The 15,520-nt window shown below is 72.3% G+C and carries 14 protein-coding genes and 1 riboswitch; of the genes, 9 read left to right on the forward strand and 5 right to left on the reverse strand.

All coding sequences use genetic code 11. The annotated features are described in order from the left end of the window. Positions 1-58: 58 nt before the first annotated feature. The gene (locus GQQ93_RS06075) at positions 59-1,753 is read right to left on the reverse strand and encodes a beta-N-acetylhexosaminidase (RefSeq protein WP_157423311.1); all 1,695 of its coding nucleotides are present in this window, start codon (positions 1,751-1,753) and stop codon (positions 59-61) included. Positions 1,754-1,910: 157 nt separating this feature from the next. Further along, a riboswitch (ZMP/ZTP riboswitch) is annotated at positions 1,911-1,992 on the forward strand. Positions 1,993-2,058: 66 nt separating this feature from the next. Here GQQ93_RS06075 and glyA point away from each other — a divergent pair. The 5 genes from glyA to GQQ93_RS06100 all read left to right on the forward strand — a co-directional run bounded on the left by glyA (position 2,059) and on the right by GQQ93_RS06100 (position 7,834). Further along, a complete protein-coding gene (glyA, locus tag GQQ93_RS06080) occupies positions 2,059-3,333 on the forward strand; it encodes a serine hydroxymethyltransferase (RefSeq protein WP_157423312.1) in 1,275 nt (424 codons plus the stop codon). A gap of 118 nt (positions 3,334-3,451) precedes the next feature. After that, positions 3,452-4,336: a bifunctional methylenetetrahydrofolate dehydrogenase/methenyltetrahydrofolate cyclohydrolase gene (locus GQQ93_RS06085; RefSeq protein WP_157423313.1), complete on the forward strand. Its 885-nt coding sequence runs from the start codon at positions 3,452-3,454 to the stop codon at positions 4,334-4,336. 74 nt (positions 4,337-4,410) lie between these two features. Then, on the forward strand, positions 4,411-5,646 hold the full coding sequence (locus GQQ93_RS06090) for an acylneuraminate cytidylyltransferase (RefSeq protein ID WP_157423314.1): 1,236 nt from the start codon (positions 4,411-4,413) through the stop codon (positions 5,644-5,646). Next, a complete protein-coding gene (locus GQQ93_RS06095; protein ID WP_157423315.1) occupies positions 5,643-6,521 on the forward strand; it encodes an N-acetylneuraminate synthase family protein in 879 nt (292 codons plus the stop codon). Before GQQ93_RS06090 ends, GQQ93_RS06095 begins: the two co-directional genes overlap by 4 nt. Further along, complete coding sequence (locus GQQ93_RS06100) at positions 6,518-7,834, forward strand: DUF6716 putative glycosyltransferase (RefSeq protein WP_157423316.1); 1,317 nt, start codon at positions 6,518-6,520, stop codon at positions 7,832-7,834. The genes GQQ93_RS06095 and GQQ93_RS06100 overlap by 4 nt, the downstream gene beginning before the upstream one ends. On the opposite strand, the gene GQQ93_RS06105 is transcribed toward GQQ93_RS06100, so the two are convergent. Next, a complete protein-coding gene (locus tag GQQ93_RS06105; protein WP_157423317.1) occupies positions 7,823-8,359 on the reverse strand; it encodes a gamma carbonic anhydrase family protein in 537 nt (178 codons plus the stop codon). The genes GQQ93_RS06100 and GQQ93_RS06105 overlap by 12 nt on opposite strands. A gap of 9 nt (positions 8,360-8,368) precedes the next feature. Beyond that, positions 8,369-9,616: an APC family permease gene (locus tag GQQ93_RS06110; protein WP_246192114.1), complete on the reverse strand. Its 1,248-nt coding sequence runs from the start codon at positions 9,614-9,616 to the stop codon at positions 8,369-8,371. Between the two features lie 55 nt (positions 9,617-9,671). Between GQQ93_RS06110 and GQQ93_RS06115 the strand changes: the two genes are divergently transcribed. Together GQQ93_RS06115 and GQQ93_RS18240 are read left to right on the forward strand one after the other, a co-directional pair. Next, positions 9,672-10,172 (forward strand): YbaK/EbsC family protein, encoded by a 501-nt coding sequence (locus GQQ93_RS06115; RefSeq protein ID WP_212277261.1) that lies wholly within the window; start codon positions 9,672-9,674, stop codon positions 10,170-10,172. 595 nt (positions 10,173-10,767) lie between these two features. After that, positions 10,768-11,307 carry a helix-turn-helix domain-containing protein gene (locus tag GQQ93_RS18240; RefSeq protein ID WP_376863402.1) on the forward strand — a complete coding sequence of 180 codons (540 nt, stop codon included), beginning with the start codon at positions 10,768-10,770 and terminating at the stop codon, positions 11,305-11,307. A gap of 13 nt (positions 11,308-11,320) precedes the next feature. Here GQQ93_RS18240 and galK read toward each other — a convergent pair whose 3' ends face one another. Both galK and galT read right to left on the reverse strand, forming a co-directional pair. Next, complete coding sequence (gene galK, locus GQQ93_RS06125; RefSeq protein WP_157423320.1) at positions 11,321-12,502, reverse strand: galactokinase; 1,182 nt, start codon at positions 12,500-12,502, stop codon at positions 11,321-11,323. Beyond that, positions 12,499-13,590 (reverse strand): galactose-1-phosphate uridylyltransferase, encoded by a 1,092-nt coding sequence (gene galT / locus GQQ93_RS06130; RefSeq protein WP_157423405.1) that lies wholly within the window; start codon positions 13,588-13,590, stop codon positions 12,499-12,501. The genes galK and galT overlap by 4 nt, the downstream gene beginning before the upstream one ends. 158 nt (positions 13,591-13,748) lie before the next feature. Between galT and GQQ93_RS06135 the strand changes: the two genes are divergently transcribed. Together GQQ93_RS06135 and GQQ93_RS06140 are read left to right on the forward strand one after the other, a co-directional pair. Further along, a complete protein-coding gene (locus tag GQQ93_RS06135) occupies positions 13,749-14,591 on the forward strand; it encodes a DeoR/GlpR family DNA-binding transcription regulator (RefSeq protein WP_157423321.1) in 843 nt (280 codons plus the stop codon). After that, a complete protein-coding gene (locus GQQ93_RS06140) occupies positions 14,588-15,520 on the forward strand; it encodes an aldose 1-epimerase family protein (protein ID WP_157423322.1) in 933 nt (310 codons plus the stop codon). Before GQQ93_RS06135 ends, GQQ93_RS06140 begins: the two co-directional genes overlap by 4 nt.

Here is a 15,520-nt window from a genome sequence, read left to right on the forward strand (position 1 = left end):
CTTCAGGATGAAATGCGGGAAACCGTCCTGAGTGGCTTCCGACTTCCTGAAACAGTATTCACTCGGCCCAGTCGACCCCGCCGACCTTGCGGTAGGCGATGCCGAGTTCGTCGAAGTGCGCCCCGAGCGCGCCGAGCCTGGCCAGGAAGCCGGCCTCGTCGCGCGCGTCGGCGGGTGACCAGGCGACCTCGGCGGTCGCGGCGATGCGCGGGAAGACCATGAACTCGAAGTCGGGCACCGTCTCGATCGTCTCGCTCCAGAGCGACGACGTCACCCCGAGGATCTGCTCGTCGGCGAGCTCGAGACCGCCGATCGTCGTCTCGGGGGTCCACGCGTACGCCTGCTCGAGCGTGATAGTGGCGGCCCACCTCGTGCCGAGCTCGGTGCCGAGCGGGCCGGCCGGGCGGTCGGGGTACATCATGTCGAGGTAGGTCACGTCGGCGGGCGCGAGGATGAGCCGCCCGCCCTGCTCGAGGAAGGACCGCGCCTGCCCGGCTGACTCGGGGTACGGCCGCACGGGCTCGTCGCGGCGGTTCGCCGGCATCTCGTGCGAGGCGGTCAGGTCCCAGTAGTGCCCGATGGTGCCGGGCGGCATCTCGTTCGAGGCGCCCATCTCGTGGTAGGCGATGACCGTCTTGCCGGTCGCGGCGCCGGCCTTCGTGATGCGACCGACGAGGTCGAGGAAGTCGTCGTGCGGGGTCGCGAGCGGCTCGTCGCCGCCGACGTGGATCCACGGGCCCGGCGTGAGTTCGGCGACCTCGCCGAGCACGTCGGCGAGGAACCGGTCGGTCGCCTCCGCCCGCTCGGGGGCGGCGCAGAGCGACGAGAAGCCGACCTCGATACCGGTGTACGGCTCGCGCGCGACCCCGTCGCAGTTCAGCTCGGCGTAGGCGCTGAGGGCGGCGTTCGTGTGGCCGGGCAGGTCGATCTCGGGCACGACGGTCACGAACCGCTCGGCGGCGTAGTCGACGATGCGCCGGTAGTCGGCCTTGGTGTAGAAGCCGCCGCCGTCGCCGCCGACCGAGGTCGACGCGCCGATGCCGGTGAGCTCGGGCCAGGAGTCGATCTGCAGCCGCCAGCCCTGGTCGTCGGTGAGGTGCAGGTGCAGCACGTTGAGCTTCAGCAGGGCGATGCGGTCGATGTGGTCGAGCAGGTCGCCCGGCTGCATGAAGTTTCGGGCGACGTCGACGAGCGAGGCGCGGTACTCGAAGCGCGGTGCGTCGGCGATCGATACGGCCGGCACCGTCCAGCCGCCGGCCGGGGTCGAGGCGGCCGTGCGCTCGATCTCGGGGGGCAGCAGCTGCCGCAGGGTCTGCGTGCCGCGGAAGAGCCCGGCGGCCGCAGGCGCGGTGATGCGCACGCCGTCGCGCCCGCTCTCGAAGGCATAGCCCTCCTCGCCTCCCGTCACCGACTCGTCGAGGGCGAGCACGATGTCGTCGCCGTCGGCCTCCGACGAAGCGGATGCCTCGCCGCCGACCCGTTCGACCGGCAGCTCCCAGCCCGTGGCCGCGCGGGCGCCCTCGGCGAACGGGCGGACGGCACGTGCGGCCTCGTCGCCGTCGACGACGAAGCGGGTGCGCTCGGTGAGCGCGAACTCGCCGGCGTCGGTGGGCTCGAAGCTCACCGGGGCGGGCACGATGCCGGGCACGGGGTCTCCGTTCTCCCTCGAGGGGGTGCAGGCGGTCAGCGCGCCGAGCGCGACGGCGAGCGACAGGGCGATCAGGGCGGTGGAGCTGGAGTGGCGTCGTTGCATACGTCCTCGCGAAAAGAAGGATTCTTGACGAAATGGCTCTGCCGGTCATCCTGCCACGTTCGGCATGCTGCGCGACAGCCCCAGCGAGGAGGCGGGATCCGTCCCGAGTCGTCGCGCGTCGCGCGCGGCGGCGGCTCGAGGCATCCATTGCTATGCTTGCGAGCGTCGCGACTGGCGTTGAGATGGATTCCCATCGGGGAGCGACTGCTACGGACCGACCGCACGCCTGGGCCGGTACGACTGCTTCCGCGCGAGTCGCGGAGGCAGCAACCCCACATAGGTCCGTATGTCATAAGGAGCCAGTCTTGGCCGAATCCATCTTCAACGCGCCCCTCTCCGAGGTCGACCCCGAGATCGCCGAAGTTCTCGAACTCGAACTCGGGCGTCAGCGCGACTACCTCGAGATGATCGCGAGCGAGAACTTCGTTCCGGTCTCCGTGCTCCAGTCGCAGGGCTCGGTGCTCACCAACAAGTACGCCGAGGGCTACCCGGGGCGCCGCTACTACGGCGGCTGCGAGTTCGTCGACGTCGCCGAGTCGCTCGCGATCGAACGGGCGAAGTCGCTCTTCGGCGCCGAGTACGCCAACGTGCAGCCCCACTCGGGTGCCACCGCCAACGCGGCCGTGCTCTCGGCGATCGCCACCCCCGGCGACACCATCCTCGGTCTCGAGCTCGCCCACGGCGGCCACCTGACCCACGGCATGAAGCTCAACTTCTCGGGCAAGCTCTACAACGCCGTCTCGTACGGCGTCGACCCCGAGACCTTCCTCGTCGACATGAACGTCGTGCGCGACAAGGCCCTCGAGCACCGCCCGCAGGTCATCATCGCCGGCTGGTCGGCGTACCCCCGCCACCTCGACTTCGCCGCGTTCCGTGCGATCGCCGACGAGGTCGGTGCGAAGCTGTGGGTCGACATGGCGCACTTCGCCGGTCTCGTCGCCGCGGGCCTGCACCCCTCGCCCGTGCCCTACGCCGACGTCGTCTCGTCGACCGTGCACAAGACGATCGGCGGCCCGCGCTCGGGCTTCATCGTCTCGCGCGACATGGAGCTCGCGAAGAAGCTGAACTCGAACGTGTTCCCCGGCCAGCAGGGCGGCCCGCTCATGCACGTGATCGCCGCGAAGGCGACCGCGTTCAAGGTCGCCGCCTCGGCCGAGTTCAAGGACCGCCAGGAGCGCACCATCCGCGGCGCGCAGATCCTCGCGGCCCGTCTCACCGCCGACGACTCGCGCGCCGCCGGCGTCGACGTGCTCACGGGCGGCACCGACGTGCACCTCGTGCTCGCCGACCTCCGCAACTCGAAGATCGACGGCCAGCAGGCCGAAGACCTCCTGCACGAGGCGCTCATCACCGTGAACCGCAACGCGGTGCCGTTCGACCCGCGCCCGCCGATGGTCACCTCGGGCCTGCGCATCGGCACGCCCGCGCTCGCCACCCGCGGCTTCGGCGACGCCGAGTTCACCGAGGTCGCCGACATCATCGCCCTCACGCTCCAGGGCGAGGCGGATGTCACGGCGCTCCGCGCCCGCGTCGAGGCGCTCACGGCGGCGTTCCCGCTCTACCCCGGCCTGCAGCAGTAGGCCCGTCGGGCGGGGCGGCCGAGCCGTCCCGCCCGCAACCGGTCGCCGCGCCCCACCGCCGGCGACCGCCCGCCACCATCCCGCCCCGTCGCATCCGATCGCCTCCGAGGGAGCACCCATGACCGCCATCACGCTCGACGGAGTCGCCACGGCGTCCGCCGTGAAGCACGAACTCGCCGCCCGCATCGAGATGCTGAAGACGCGCGGTCTCACCCCGGGCCTCGGCACGCTGCTCGTCGGCGACGACCCGGCGTCCCGCTCGTACGTCGCAGGCAAGCACCGCGACTGCGCCGAGGTCGGCATCGAGTCGATCCGCGTCGACCTGCCCGCCTCGGCGACGTCCGCCGATGTGCGCGCGGCGATCCGCGACCTCAACAGCGCCGCCGAGGTGACCGGGTACATCGTGCAGCTGCCGCTGCCGGCCGGGCACGATGAGAACGCGATGCTCGAGCTCATCGACCCCGACAAGGACGCCGATGGCCTGCACCCCACGAACCTCGGGCGGCTCGTGCTCGGCATCGAGGGCGAGCTCGCCTCGCCGCTGCCGTGCACCCCCGCCGGCATCGTCGAGATGCTCCAGCGCTACGACGTCCCGATCCGCGGTCAGCACGTCACCGTGATCGGGCGCGGCCTCACCGTCGGACGCCCGCTCGGCCTGCTGTTCACCCGCAAGGGGCTCGACGCGACCGTCACCCTGACGCACTCGCGCACGCAAGACCTCGCGGCGGAGGTGCGCCGCGCCGACATCGTGGTCGCGGCCGTCGGCGTGCCCCACCTCGTGAAGCCCGAGTGGATCAAGCCCGGTGCCGCAGTGCTCGACGTCGGCATCACCCGCGTGCAGGATGAGGAGACCGGCAAGGGCCGGCTCACGGGCGACGTCGACCCCGGGGTCGCCGCGGTCGCCGGCCACCTCTCGCCGAACCCCGGCGGGGTGGGCCCGATGACCCGCGCGATGCTGCTCGCGAACGTCGTCAAGGCTGCGGAGCACCGCCTGGGCGCGTAACCGCGCACCGCCCGTTCACCGGGTCGCAACTGGCGCGCCACCGGCGCGCCATTCGGGCTCCGTAGCCTGCCCGCATGGTCGAGCCGCACCCCGAACTGCACGACGTCGCCGTGGCGATCATCCCGGCGCGCGGTGGCTCGAAAGGGCTGCCGGGCAAGAACCTCATGCGCCTCGGCGGCGTCTCCCTCGTCGGGCGCGCGGTCGCCGCGGCGCGAGCGGCGCGAACCGTCGGCACCGTGATCGTCTCGACCGACGACGAGGAGATCGCACGGGTCGCCCGCGCGGCCGGGGCGGAGGTCGTCGATCGTCCGGCCGAGCTCGCGGGGGACGCCGCCGCGTCGGAGTCGGCGCTGCTGCACGCGCTCGACGAGCTCTACGACGGGGTCGCTGCGCCGCCCGTGACCCTGTTCGTCCAGGCGACCTCGCCGTTCATCGATCCCTCCGACCTCGACGCCGCGGTCACCCGGGTCGCGAGCCACGAGGCCGACAGCGTGTTCGCGGCCGTCGAGAGTCACGCGTTCCTCTGGCGCGCCGCGGGTGACGGCGCCGTGTTCGGCGCCAACCACGATGCCGCCGTGCGCCGTCGCAGGCAGGACCGGGAGCCCGAGTACCGCGAGACCGGCGCATTCACGGCGATGCGGACGGCGGGCTTCCGCGCAGCGCGGCACCGGTTCTTCGGGCGCATCGCCCCGCAACTGGTGCCCGCGCTGCACGGCGTCGACATCGACACGGCCGCCGACCTCGTCGTCGCGAAGGCGCTCGTCGAGCTCATCGACCGTCCGGCCGGCGCCATCGACGTCGACGCGGTCGTCACCGACTTCGACGGCGTGCACACCGATGACACCGCCTGGGTCGACACCGATGGACGCGAGCTCGTGCGGGTGAGCCGCAGCGACGGCCAGGGCGTCGCCCGCCTGCGCGCCGCGCGGGTGCCGGTGCTCGTCCTGTCGGCCGAGGAGAACCCGGTCGTCGCCGCACGGGCGGCCAAGCTCCGGGTCGAGGTGATCCAGGGCGTCCGCGACAAGGGACCGGTGCTCGCCGAATGGGCGGCGGCACGCGGCATCCCGCTCGAACGCATCGCGTACCTCGGCAACGACGTCGGCGACCTGCCCGCGCTCGCCCTCGTCGGCTGGCCGGTGGCCGTGGCCGACGCCGTGCCGGTCGTGCGCGAGGCCGCGCGCGTCGTGCTCGAAGCGCGCGGCGGGGCCGGCGCGGTGCGCGAACTCGCCGAACTCGTCCTTGCGGCGCGCCCCGCCGCGCCCGCATCGAGCCCGTCACCACGAACCGAACACGAGGGAGCACTCGCATGACCGCCATCCGCATCGGCCGATCCGTGATCGGCCCGGGGCATCCCGTCTACGTGATCGGTGAGATCGGCCTCAACCACAACGGCGATGTCGAGATCGCCAAGCGCCTCATCGACGTCGCCGCCGAGTCGGGGGCGCAGGCCGTCAAGTTCCAGAAGCGCACTCCCGAGATCGCGACGCCCGAGCACATGCGGGATGTCCCGCGCGAGACGCCGTGGGGCACGATGAGCTACCTCGAGTACCGGCACCGTGTCGAGTTCGGCGAAGCCGAGTACCTCGACATCGCCTCGTACGCGATGCGCGCGGGACTCGACTGGTTCGCCTCCCCGTGGGACGTGCCGTCGGTCGAGTTCCTCGAGCGGCTCGACGTCGCAGCGCACAAGGTCGCCTCGGCTTCGGTGACCGACCTCGCGCTCCTCGCGGCGATCGCGGCGACGGGCAAGCCGGTCATCTGCTCGACCGGGATGTCGACGCTCGAGGAGATCGACCGGGCGGTCGAGGTGCTCGGCACCGAGCGGCTCGTGCTGCTGCACGCGACCTCCAGCTACCCGATGCCGCCCGAGGAGGCGAACCTCCGCACGATCGACACGCTCAGAGGCCGCTATCCGGGAGTGCCGATCGGCTACTCGGGGCACGAGCGGGGCCTCCAGATCTCGCTCGCCGCGGTCGCGCTCGGCGCGGTCGCCGTCGAGCGGCACATCACGCTCGATCGGGCGATGTGGGGCTCTGACCAGGCGGCCTCGCTCGAGCCGACCGGCTTCGAGCACCTCGTGCGCGACATCCGGGTCATCGGCGAGGCGATGGGCGACGGCGTGAAGCGCGTGTTCCCCGGCGAGGAGGCGCCGCGAGCGAAGCTCCGCCGGGTGCCCGCGCTGTGAGCCGGGCGCGTCGACGGCTCGTCGTCGTCGCCGACTCGGACTCGTACGTGAAGTGGGGCGCGGCGTTCGCCTCGCGCCTGCCCGCCGGGTGGGAAGCCGAGCTCGTGGTTGTGACGACGCCGGTGCTGCCGAGCGAACGGCAGCTGTCCGCCGCGCTCGACGGCACCGGGTTCTCGAGGGGTGCGGTCCGACGGCTGAGCCTCGACGGACTCGCCGCGCGACTCGAGATCCGCAGGCCCGACGCGGTGCTGCTCGCGCTGCGCGGGCCCCTCGTGCGCGTGGTCGCGCCGATCGTCGGCGCACTGCCCGGCCGCCCGGTGATCATGAGCGGGTTCCCCGGGCTCACGATCCCCGCCGAGCCGAAGGCGATCGTCTACCGCGAGCAGGTCGACCTGATCGTGCTGCACAGCCGGCGGGAGGTGCGCGAGTTCCGCGCGAACGCGCTCGCACTCGAGGTGCCGGTCGAGTTCGGCCTCGCGACCCTGCCGTTCCTTTCGGCGCGCGATCGCGCGCTCGCGACACCGGGGGCGGATGCCACGGGCCCGTCGCCGGCGGCCACCGACGAGCCGCACGGCGGCGACCTCGTCTTCGCGGCGCAGGCGAAGGTTCCCGCGGAGCGGGAGGACCGGGTGCGGATGCTGGGCTGGCTCATCGAGGCTGCTCGGCGGCGGCCGGCTCGTCGGGTCGTCGTGAAGGTGCGCGCCCGCCGGGGGGAGGCGCAGACGCACGCCGAGGTGCACGACTACGCCGAGCTCCTCGCCGACCCCGAGGTGCAGGACGCGCTTGGCGGCCCGCCGCCGCCGAACCTGGTCGTGCTCGACGGGCCGATGTCGCGGTGTCTCGACGACGCCGCCATGCTCGTCACCGTCAGTTCGACCGCGGCGCTCGAGGCGGTCGCGGCGGGGGTGCCCGCGGTCGTCGTCGACGAGTTCGGCGTCGAGCCGAGGCTCATCAACACCGTGTTCGAGGGCAGCGGGCTCCTCGCCGGGGCCGACGCGATCACCGGGTGGGCGCCGCGGCGGCCCGATCCGGCCTGGCTCGCCGACAACTACTTCCACGGCGGGGCGGTCGACGACTGGGCCGACCGGCTCGATGAACTCCTGCTCCTCCGGGCGGCCGGCGCGCTGCCGTTCCGGAAGCGTCGCCACAATCTTGCCGGGGGAGCGCTGCGGCGGGCGTTCGAGCGCAAGCGCATGCTCGGGCACTTCGACCGCTCGTTCACGGGTGCCGTCTCGATGCTGGTCGCCCGCCCGGTGCGCTGGGTCGTGCGTCGCGTGCGTCGTGTGCGCGCCTCGCGTCGGTTATTCGCCTGAGGCGGTGTGCTCCTCGACGTGCGCGAGGTAGGCGGCGGCGTTGCGGCGGATGCCGTCGCGCTCCGCATCGGAGAGTTCGCGGCGCACCTTCGCGGGGACGCCCGCGACGAGCGAGCCCGGAGGCACGACCGTGCCCTCGAGCACGACCGCACCCGCGGCGACGAGCGAGCCCTCTCCGATGACGGCGCCGTTGAGCACCGTGGCCGACATGCCGATGAGGCAGTCGTCCTCGACGGTGCAGCCGTGCAGCACGGCGCCGTGACCGACCGAGACGCCCCGTCCCACCGTGAGCGGGTACCCGGCGTCGACGTGGCACACGACCGTGTCCTGCAGGTTCGAGTCGGCGCCGAGCACGATCGGCTCGGCCTCGGCGCGGAGCACCGCGTTGTACCAGACGCTCGAGCCCTCCTCGAGGTGCACGTCGCCGACGATCACCGCGCCGGGCGCGACGAACGCCGAGTCGGCGATCACGGGGGCCGGGATGCCGGCGAGGGAGATGATGCGGGCTGAGGGGTCTGCGGCCATGTCTCGAGCCTATCGACGGCGGCGGGCGATCGTGATGAGCCGCCAGCAGACGCCGAGGGCGACGACCACGAGACCGGCGATGATCGAGACCGGCGGAAGCGTGGCGACGAGTACGAGGCATCCGATCGCCCCGGCCGCAGAGAGCGCTCGGGGAACCCGGCGCTCGCCGGCCGGCTGCGTGAGTGCGGCGAGGTTCGCGACGAGGTAGTAGCCGAGTACGCCGAACGACGAGAATCCGATGGCCTCGCGGAGGTCGACGGTGAGCACGAGCGCGACGATCGCCACGGCCACGACGATCTCGGCGACGTGCGGAACGCGCGTGCGAGGGTGCACCGCGGCGAGGGGGTGCGGCAGCTCGCCGTCGCGCGCCATGGCGAGGGCGGTGCGACCGATTCCGGCGAGGAGGGCGAGCAGCGCGCCGAGCGCCGCGACGGCCGCGGCCAGCCGGACGAGCGGTGCCGCGGCGGGCCACCCCGCGGTCTCGACGAGATCGACGAGCGGGGCGGTCGAGCCGGCGAGCGCCGGGGCGCCGAGCGTCGCGAGCAGCACGAGCGCGACGAGCGCGTAGAGCGCGAGCGCGCAGGCGAAGGCGATCCAGATCGCCTTCGGGATGGTGCGTGCGGGGTCGCGCACCTCTTCGCCGAGGGTCGCGATGCGGGCGTAGCCCGCGAAGGCGAAGAACAGGAGGCCCGCCGACTGCAGGACGCCGGTCCATCCCGAGTCGAGGAGTCCGTCGAGTGGGATGCCGCGTTGCACCAGCGCGCCGCTGCCGGCGGCGATGACGAGCAGCAGCACGAGCACGACGAAGCCCACGATGATCGCCGCGGCCCTGGCCGTTCGGGTGATGCCGCGGAGGTTCACCGCGGCCAGGGCGATGACCGCGGCCGCGGCGAGCGGTCGCTGCCACTCGCTCGGTGCGAGATAGGCGGCGAAGGTCATCGCCATGGCGGCGCAGCTCGCGGTCTTCCCGATCACGAAGCCCCATCCGGCGAGGAAGCCGGGCCATGCGCCGAGCCGTTCGCGGCCGTAGCGGTAGGCCCCTCCCGACTCGGGGTACCGTGCCGCGAGCTGGGCGGTCGAACTCGCATTGGCGAACGCGACGAACCCGGCGATCGCGAGTCCGATGACGAGACCGCCGCCCGCGGCCGCCGCGGCCGGGGCGAACACGGTGAAGACGCCCGCCCCGATCATCGCGGCGAGCCCGATCACGACGGCGTCGCGCACGCCGAGGCGTCTGGCGAGTGAGGGTGGCGTCACGGGCCGAACTCTACGCCAAGCAGGTGTCGCGCCGGTGCCGCCGTAGGATCGGTGCATGAGTTCGCCGATGCCCTCGTCCCCGCCGTCGCATCCCGCGGTCGAACGCGTCGTCGCGTCACTCTCGGCCCATGGCTTGGAGCCCGAGATCGTGTGGTTCGACGACGCCGTGACGACGGCGCCGCTCGCAGCCGCCGCGCTCGGCGTCGAGGTCGGCCAGATCGCGAACTCGCTCGTCTTCACGCTCGACGGCGAGCCGCTGCTCGTGCTCACCTCCGGTGCTCATCGTGTCGACACCGAGTGGCTCGGGGCCGAGCTGGGCGGAACGATCGGACGCGCCTCGAAGGAGCTCGTGAAGGACGCGACCGGTCAGGTCATCGGCGGAGTGGCGCCGCTCGGACACCCGGCACCCGTGCGCACGATCGTCGACACCGAGCTCGCCGGTCACCCCGTCGTCTGGGCCGCCGCGGGCCACGCCAAGACCGTCTTCCCGACGACCTTCGACGAGCTCGTCCGCATCACCGGCGGCACCCCGCGCCCCGTCGAGCCCACCGGCTGAACAGTTCGTCTGGGCCCGTGCGACTCGCCTCCGCGCCGTAGCGGTCGACGGCGCGCCCGATTCATCGGCGCTCTGGGTCGGTCGGTCGTCGGGACTACGTCACTGATATGCACCTGGTATCTGCTCGCCAGACCTTGGCCCCACCCCACTACGTCACTGATACGCGTGTGGCATCGCGGGGCGCGGACCTCAGCCCCCGATACCCCAGGCATATCAGTGACGTAGTCGGGGTTGGTGCGCGTCCGCTGATACCCGAGGCATATCAGTGACGTAGTCGGGGTTGGTGCGCGTCCGCTGATACCCGAGGCATATCAGTGACGTAGTCCGGTACGGTCGGGGCGCCGAGGCGGAGGCGAGGCGACCTCGATGTGCACGGGCTTCGTCGTGAGCGCGAGCATCTTCCGAGTGCTCCTCCACAACGCGCCGCTCGATGCTCTCGACACATTCGAGCCGTTTCGGCGCGTTCCGGGGCCCGACCCACCGAGGCTGGGGAGCGGGATGGCGACGAGACGGCGTGAGGCGGGAGCAGCAGGTGACAGTCGGGGAAGACCAGGAGCCGGGCGTCGCGCAGGTGCTCGATGTGCCGCGGTTCGTCATGCGAGTCCGCCGGCTCGGCGATCTGAGCCAACGCGACCTGGCCCGCCTCGCCGGGATCAGTCAGCCGCAGATCGCTCGAATCGAAGGATCCCTCCGTGGGCTCGACGTCCGCACGCTCGAACGCATCCTCGGCCTTGCGGGACTTCGTCTTGCGGTCGTCGACGAAGACGGAGCCGAGGTCTTCCCGGTCTCCGACGACGTGATCCGTGACAATGCGGGTCGGCGAATGCCGGTCCACCTCGACGTTCGGGTGCCGACCGACCGGCCGCGCAGACTGCTCACCGACACCCGCTACGATCGCCCCGAACCGCAGGGTTGGTATCACCACCGGGCCGAACGCGACGCACGCCGCCGGCGGCTCGCGACGACGTCCCGCGTCGATCAGCCGACACGTTCCGACGCCGAGTCAGCGCGACGTGAACGGCGACGATCGACGGCGAGTCGGAGACGCCTCGAACTCGACGACTGCGGGTGCCTCGACGAGTGCTGGGAGACGCGCGGCTGCGCGAGCGGGTGCTCGTGCCGGTGCGGCGGCTGAGATCCGGTGCGGCTCAGACGTCGCGGCGGGTGCCCTGCGAGGCGCGCACGGTGAAGATCGAGGGTTCGCGGTAGCCGCGCTCCGCGAAGGCCGCGGCGACCTCGCGCGTCACGATCGGCACGAGCGCGTCGATCATGAGCGCGATCGCCGAACCGCCGAATCCGCCGCCCGTCATGCGGGCGCCGATCGCACCGTTCGCCTGCGCGGTGGCGACGGCGAGGTCGAGCTCGGGCACGGAGATCTCGAAGTCGTCGCGCATCGAGACGTGCGACGCATCCAGGAAGGGGCCGATCGCGCCCGGACCCTGCTCGTGCAGGGTGCGCACGGTGTCGAGCACCCGCTGGTTCTCGGTCACGACGTGCCGCACGCGACGGAAGGTCTCGTCGTCGAGCAGCTCGGCTGCTCGGGCCAGATCGCCCTCGTGCAGCTCGCGCAGCGACTCCACGCCGAGGGCTGCGGCACCCGCCTCGCACGACGTGCGGCGCGCCGCGTACCCGCCGGTGGCGTGCGCGTGCGAGACCCGGGTGTCGATGACGAGGAGGCTGAGGCCCGCAGCGGCGAAGCCGAGCGGGATCACCTCGGCGTCGAGGCTGCGGCAGTCGAGGAACACCCCCGCGTCGGCCTCGCCGAGCAGCGACGCCGACTGGTCCATGATGCCGGTCGGCGCGCCGACCACCCGGTTCTCGGCGAGCTGGCCGACCTTCGCGAGCGTGGGGCGGTCGAGGCCGAGGCCCCAGTGCTCGTCGAGCGCGAGCGCGACCGCGCACTCGATCGCCGCCGACGACGACAGGCCGGCGCCGACGGGCACGTCCGACGCGAGGTACAGGTCGACCCCGCGCACGGACGAGAGGTCGGCGCCGTACTCGCCGAGCGCCCACGCAACACCGAGGGGGTACGCCGACCACCCGTCGACCGACTCGGGCGTGAGCAGGTCGAGGTCGATCTCGACCACGTCGGGCGCGAAGCTCGTCGCGACGCGGAGCATCCGGTCGTCGCGGTCGCCGAGCGCGACCGCCGTGCGCTGCTCGATCGCGAAGGGGAACACGAAACCATCGTTGTAGTCCGTGTGCTCGCCGATGAGGTTCACCCGGCCGGGCGACGACCAGACGCCTGCGGGGCGGCGCCCGAACCACTCGGCGAAGCCGTGCTGCGCCTGCGCCACCGGGTCGATCGATCCCGTCGTCGTCTCGCTCATTCCGATACCTTCCCGATCGCGGCGCGCAGCGCCTCGGCCTGCGTCTCGGGGGGAACATCCCCGATCCATGCTCCCATCGCGGCTTCGGAGCCTGCGAGGTACTTCAACTTGTCGGCGCCGCGCCGCGGGCTCGTGAGCTGCAGCATGAGCCGCACCTCGTCGCGCCGCGTGTGCACCGGGGCCTGGTGCCAGGCGGCGATGTACGGCGTCGGGGTGTCGTAGAGGGCGTCGACGCCGCGCAGCAGCCGACGGTAGAGCACCGCGAGCTCGTCGCGCTCCGCGAGCGTCGTCGCGGCGAGGTCGGGCACGTGCCGGTGGGGGAGCAGGTGCACCTCGATCGGCCAGCGTGCGGCGAACGGCACGAACGCGCTCCAGTGCTCGCCCTCGATCAGGAGTCGGGGGCCGCCGCGCTCGCGTTCGAGCAGGTCGGCGAAGAGCGCGGGACCGTACGAGTCGATCGCGGCGAGCAGCCGTTCGGTGCGCGGCGTCACATACGGGTACGAGTAGATCTGCCCGTGCGGGTGCCCCAGGGTGACGCCGATCTCGCGCCCGCGGTTCTCGAAGGGGAACACCTGCTGCACGCCCGGCAGCGCCGAGAGGGCGGCGGTGCGCTGGGCCCACGCCTCGATCACGGTGCGCGCGCGCGTCACGGTCTGGGTGCCGAAGGAACCCTCGTGCTCGGGGCTGAAGCAGACGACCTCGCAGCGGCCGAGCGACGGCTCGCGGCGCTCGAGGCCGACCCGGCGCAGCCCGTCGAGTGCGCCGAGCGGGTCGAAGGTCTCAGCCGAGGCGTGCTCGGGTCCGAACGAGGGAGAGCGGTTCTCGAAGACGGCGACGTCGTAGCGGCTCGGGATCTCGGAGGGGTTGCCGGGGGACTGCGGCGAGAGCGGGTCGAGCTCGGCGGGCGGCAGCACGACACGGTGCTGGCGTGCGGCGGCGATCGAGATCCACTCGCCGGTCAAGGGGTCCTGGCGCATCTCCGCCGTCGCGGGTCGCGGTGCGAGTTCGCGCTCGTCGATCGCGCGTTCAGCCGGCAGCCGCGTGTCGGCGTCGTCGAAGTAGATGAGCTCGCGGCCGTCGGCGAGCATCGTCGGGCGCACGGCGATGCGCGGGTCGATCACGGTCGCGGATGCCTCGCCGCCGAAGTCGCTCGTCAGATTCACGCGGCACACGTTACGCGACTTTCGTTCTGCAAACAAACCATTTTCGTATTGCAAAGTCGGGCCTCGGCCCGGATGATCGAACCATGGACGACGACCCGCAGCTCGACGCGCCCCGCCGACGCGAGCTCGCGCTCGCCCTCGTGGCCGAGCGCGGGTTCGTGCGCGTCGCCGAGCTCAGTCGCGCCTTCGGCGTGACGACGGTGACCGCCCGTGCCGACCTCGACGCCCTCGAGCGCCAGGGCGGCATCCGCCGGGTGCACGGTGGGGCCGTGCCCGTCGGCACCTCAGTCGGCGATGTCCGCCCCGAGCGCGAGCCGAGCTTCGAGGAGGCGCTCGAGGCATCCGTCGAGCCGAAGCGGCGCATCGGCGAACACGTGGCCGGACTCGTGCGCAGCGGCCAGAGCCTCATCCTCGACGTCGGCACGACCACGCTGCAGGTGGCGCGTGCGCTGCGACGGCGCACCGACCTCGACGACCTCGTGGTCTTCACCAACGGGCTCTCGATCGCGCTCGAACTCGAGGCCGAGATCCCCCGCTTCCAGGTCGTCGTGACCGGCGGCACCCTGCGCCCGCGCCAGCACTCGCTCGTCGATCCGCTCGCCGGCACCCTGCTGCACGGCGTGCACGTCGACCTCGCCGTCATCGGCTGCAACGGGGTCGACCCCGTGCACGGCGTCACGAACGCGAACCTCCCCGAAGCCGGGGTGAAAGCGCTCATGCTGCAGCGGGCGGCTCGAGCCGTCGTCGTCGCCGACGGCTCGAAGCTCGGCGAGGTGCACCTCGGTCGCGTCGGCCCGGTCGACGCGTTCGACGCCCTCGTCACCGACGCCTCGGCACCCTCGGCGCTCGTCGCCGAGCTGGAGGACGCAGGACTCGCGGTGGTCACCGCTCACGGGTCTGACCCAGCCCATAGAGTTGAGTCATGACCCAACCCACGGGCGAGCAGTTCGAGCTCGAGACGACGACGTCGAGCGGCCAGATCCGGGCCACCGTCACCGCGGTCGCCGCAGGGCTCCGCACGCTCAGCATCAACGGCATCGACCTCGTGCCGCCGTACGGCGAGGACCAGCCGCCGCCCATGGCCGCCGGCATCGTGCTCGTGCCGTGGCCGAACCGCATCCGCGACGGCCGTTGGAGCCACGACGGCGTCGACCACCAGCTCGCGATCACCGAGCCCGCACGCTCCAACGCCATCCACGGGCTGCTCCGCCACACCGAGTACCAGCCGATCGCGCGCGACCGCGACTCGGTCACGCTCGCCGCGCGCATCTACCCGCAGCTCGGCTACCCCTTCCTCCTCGGCACCGCCGTGCACTACGAACTCGTCGCCGACGGGCTCCGCGTCACCCACTTCGTCGAGAACCTCGGCGGCGAGGCCGCGCCGGTCGCCATCGGCACCCACCCGTACCTCAAGATCGGCGGCGTGCCGACCTCCGAGCTGACGCTGCGCCTCGACGCCGCGAGCCACATCGAGGTCGACGAGCGGCTGCTCCCGACGGGCGAGGTGCCGGTCGAAGGCACCGAGTGGGACTTCCGCGAGGGGCGCCGCATCGGCGATCTGCGTCTGGACGACGCGTTCGGCGAACTCGCGAGCGACGACGGGCAGGTGCTGCACTCGCTCACCGCGCCCGACGGGCGCAGCGTCTCGGTGTGGGCCGACGACGAGTTCGGCTACGTGCAGGTGTACACCTCGCACGACTTCCCCGGCGAAGACGGCGAGATCGCGGTCGCGATCGAACCGATGACGGCGCCGGCCGAGGCGTTCAACTCGGGCCGCGGCCTGCGCTGGCTCGGCCCGGGCGAGGAGTGGCAGCTCAGCTGGGGCATCCGTTTCGAGGGGTTCAGCGCCGACTGA

Origin of the sequence: Agromyces lapidis (assembly GCF_009749405.1) — a bacterium.
Taxonomy (GTDB): domain Bacteria; phylum Actinomycetota; class Actinomycetes; order Actinomycetales; family Microbacteriaceae; genus Agromyces; species Agromyces lapidis.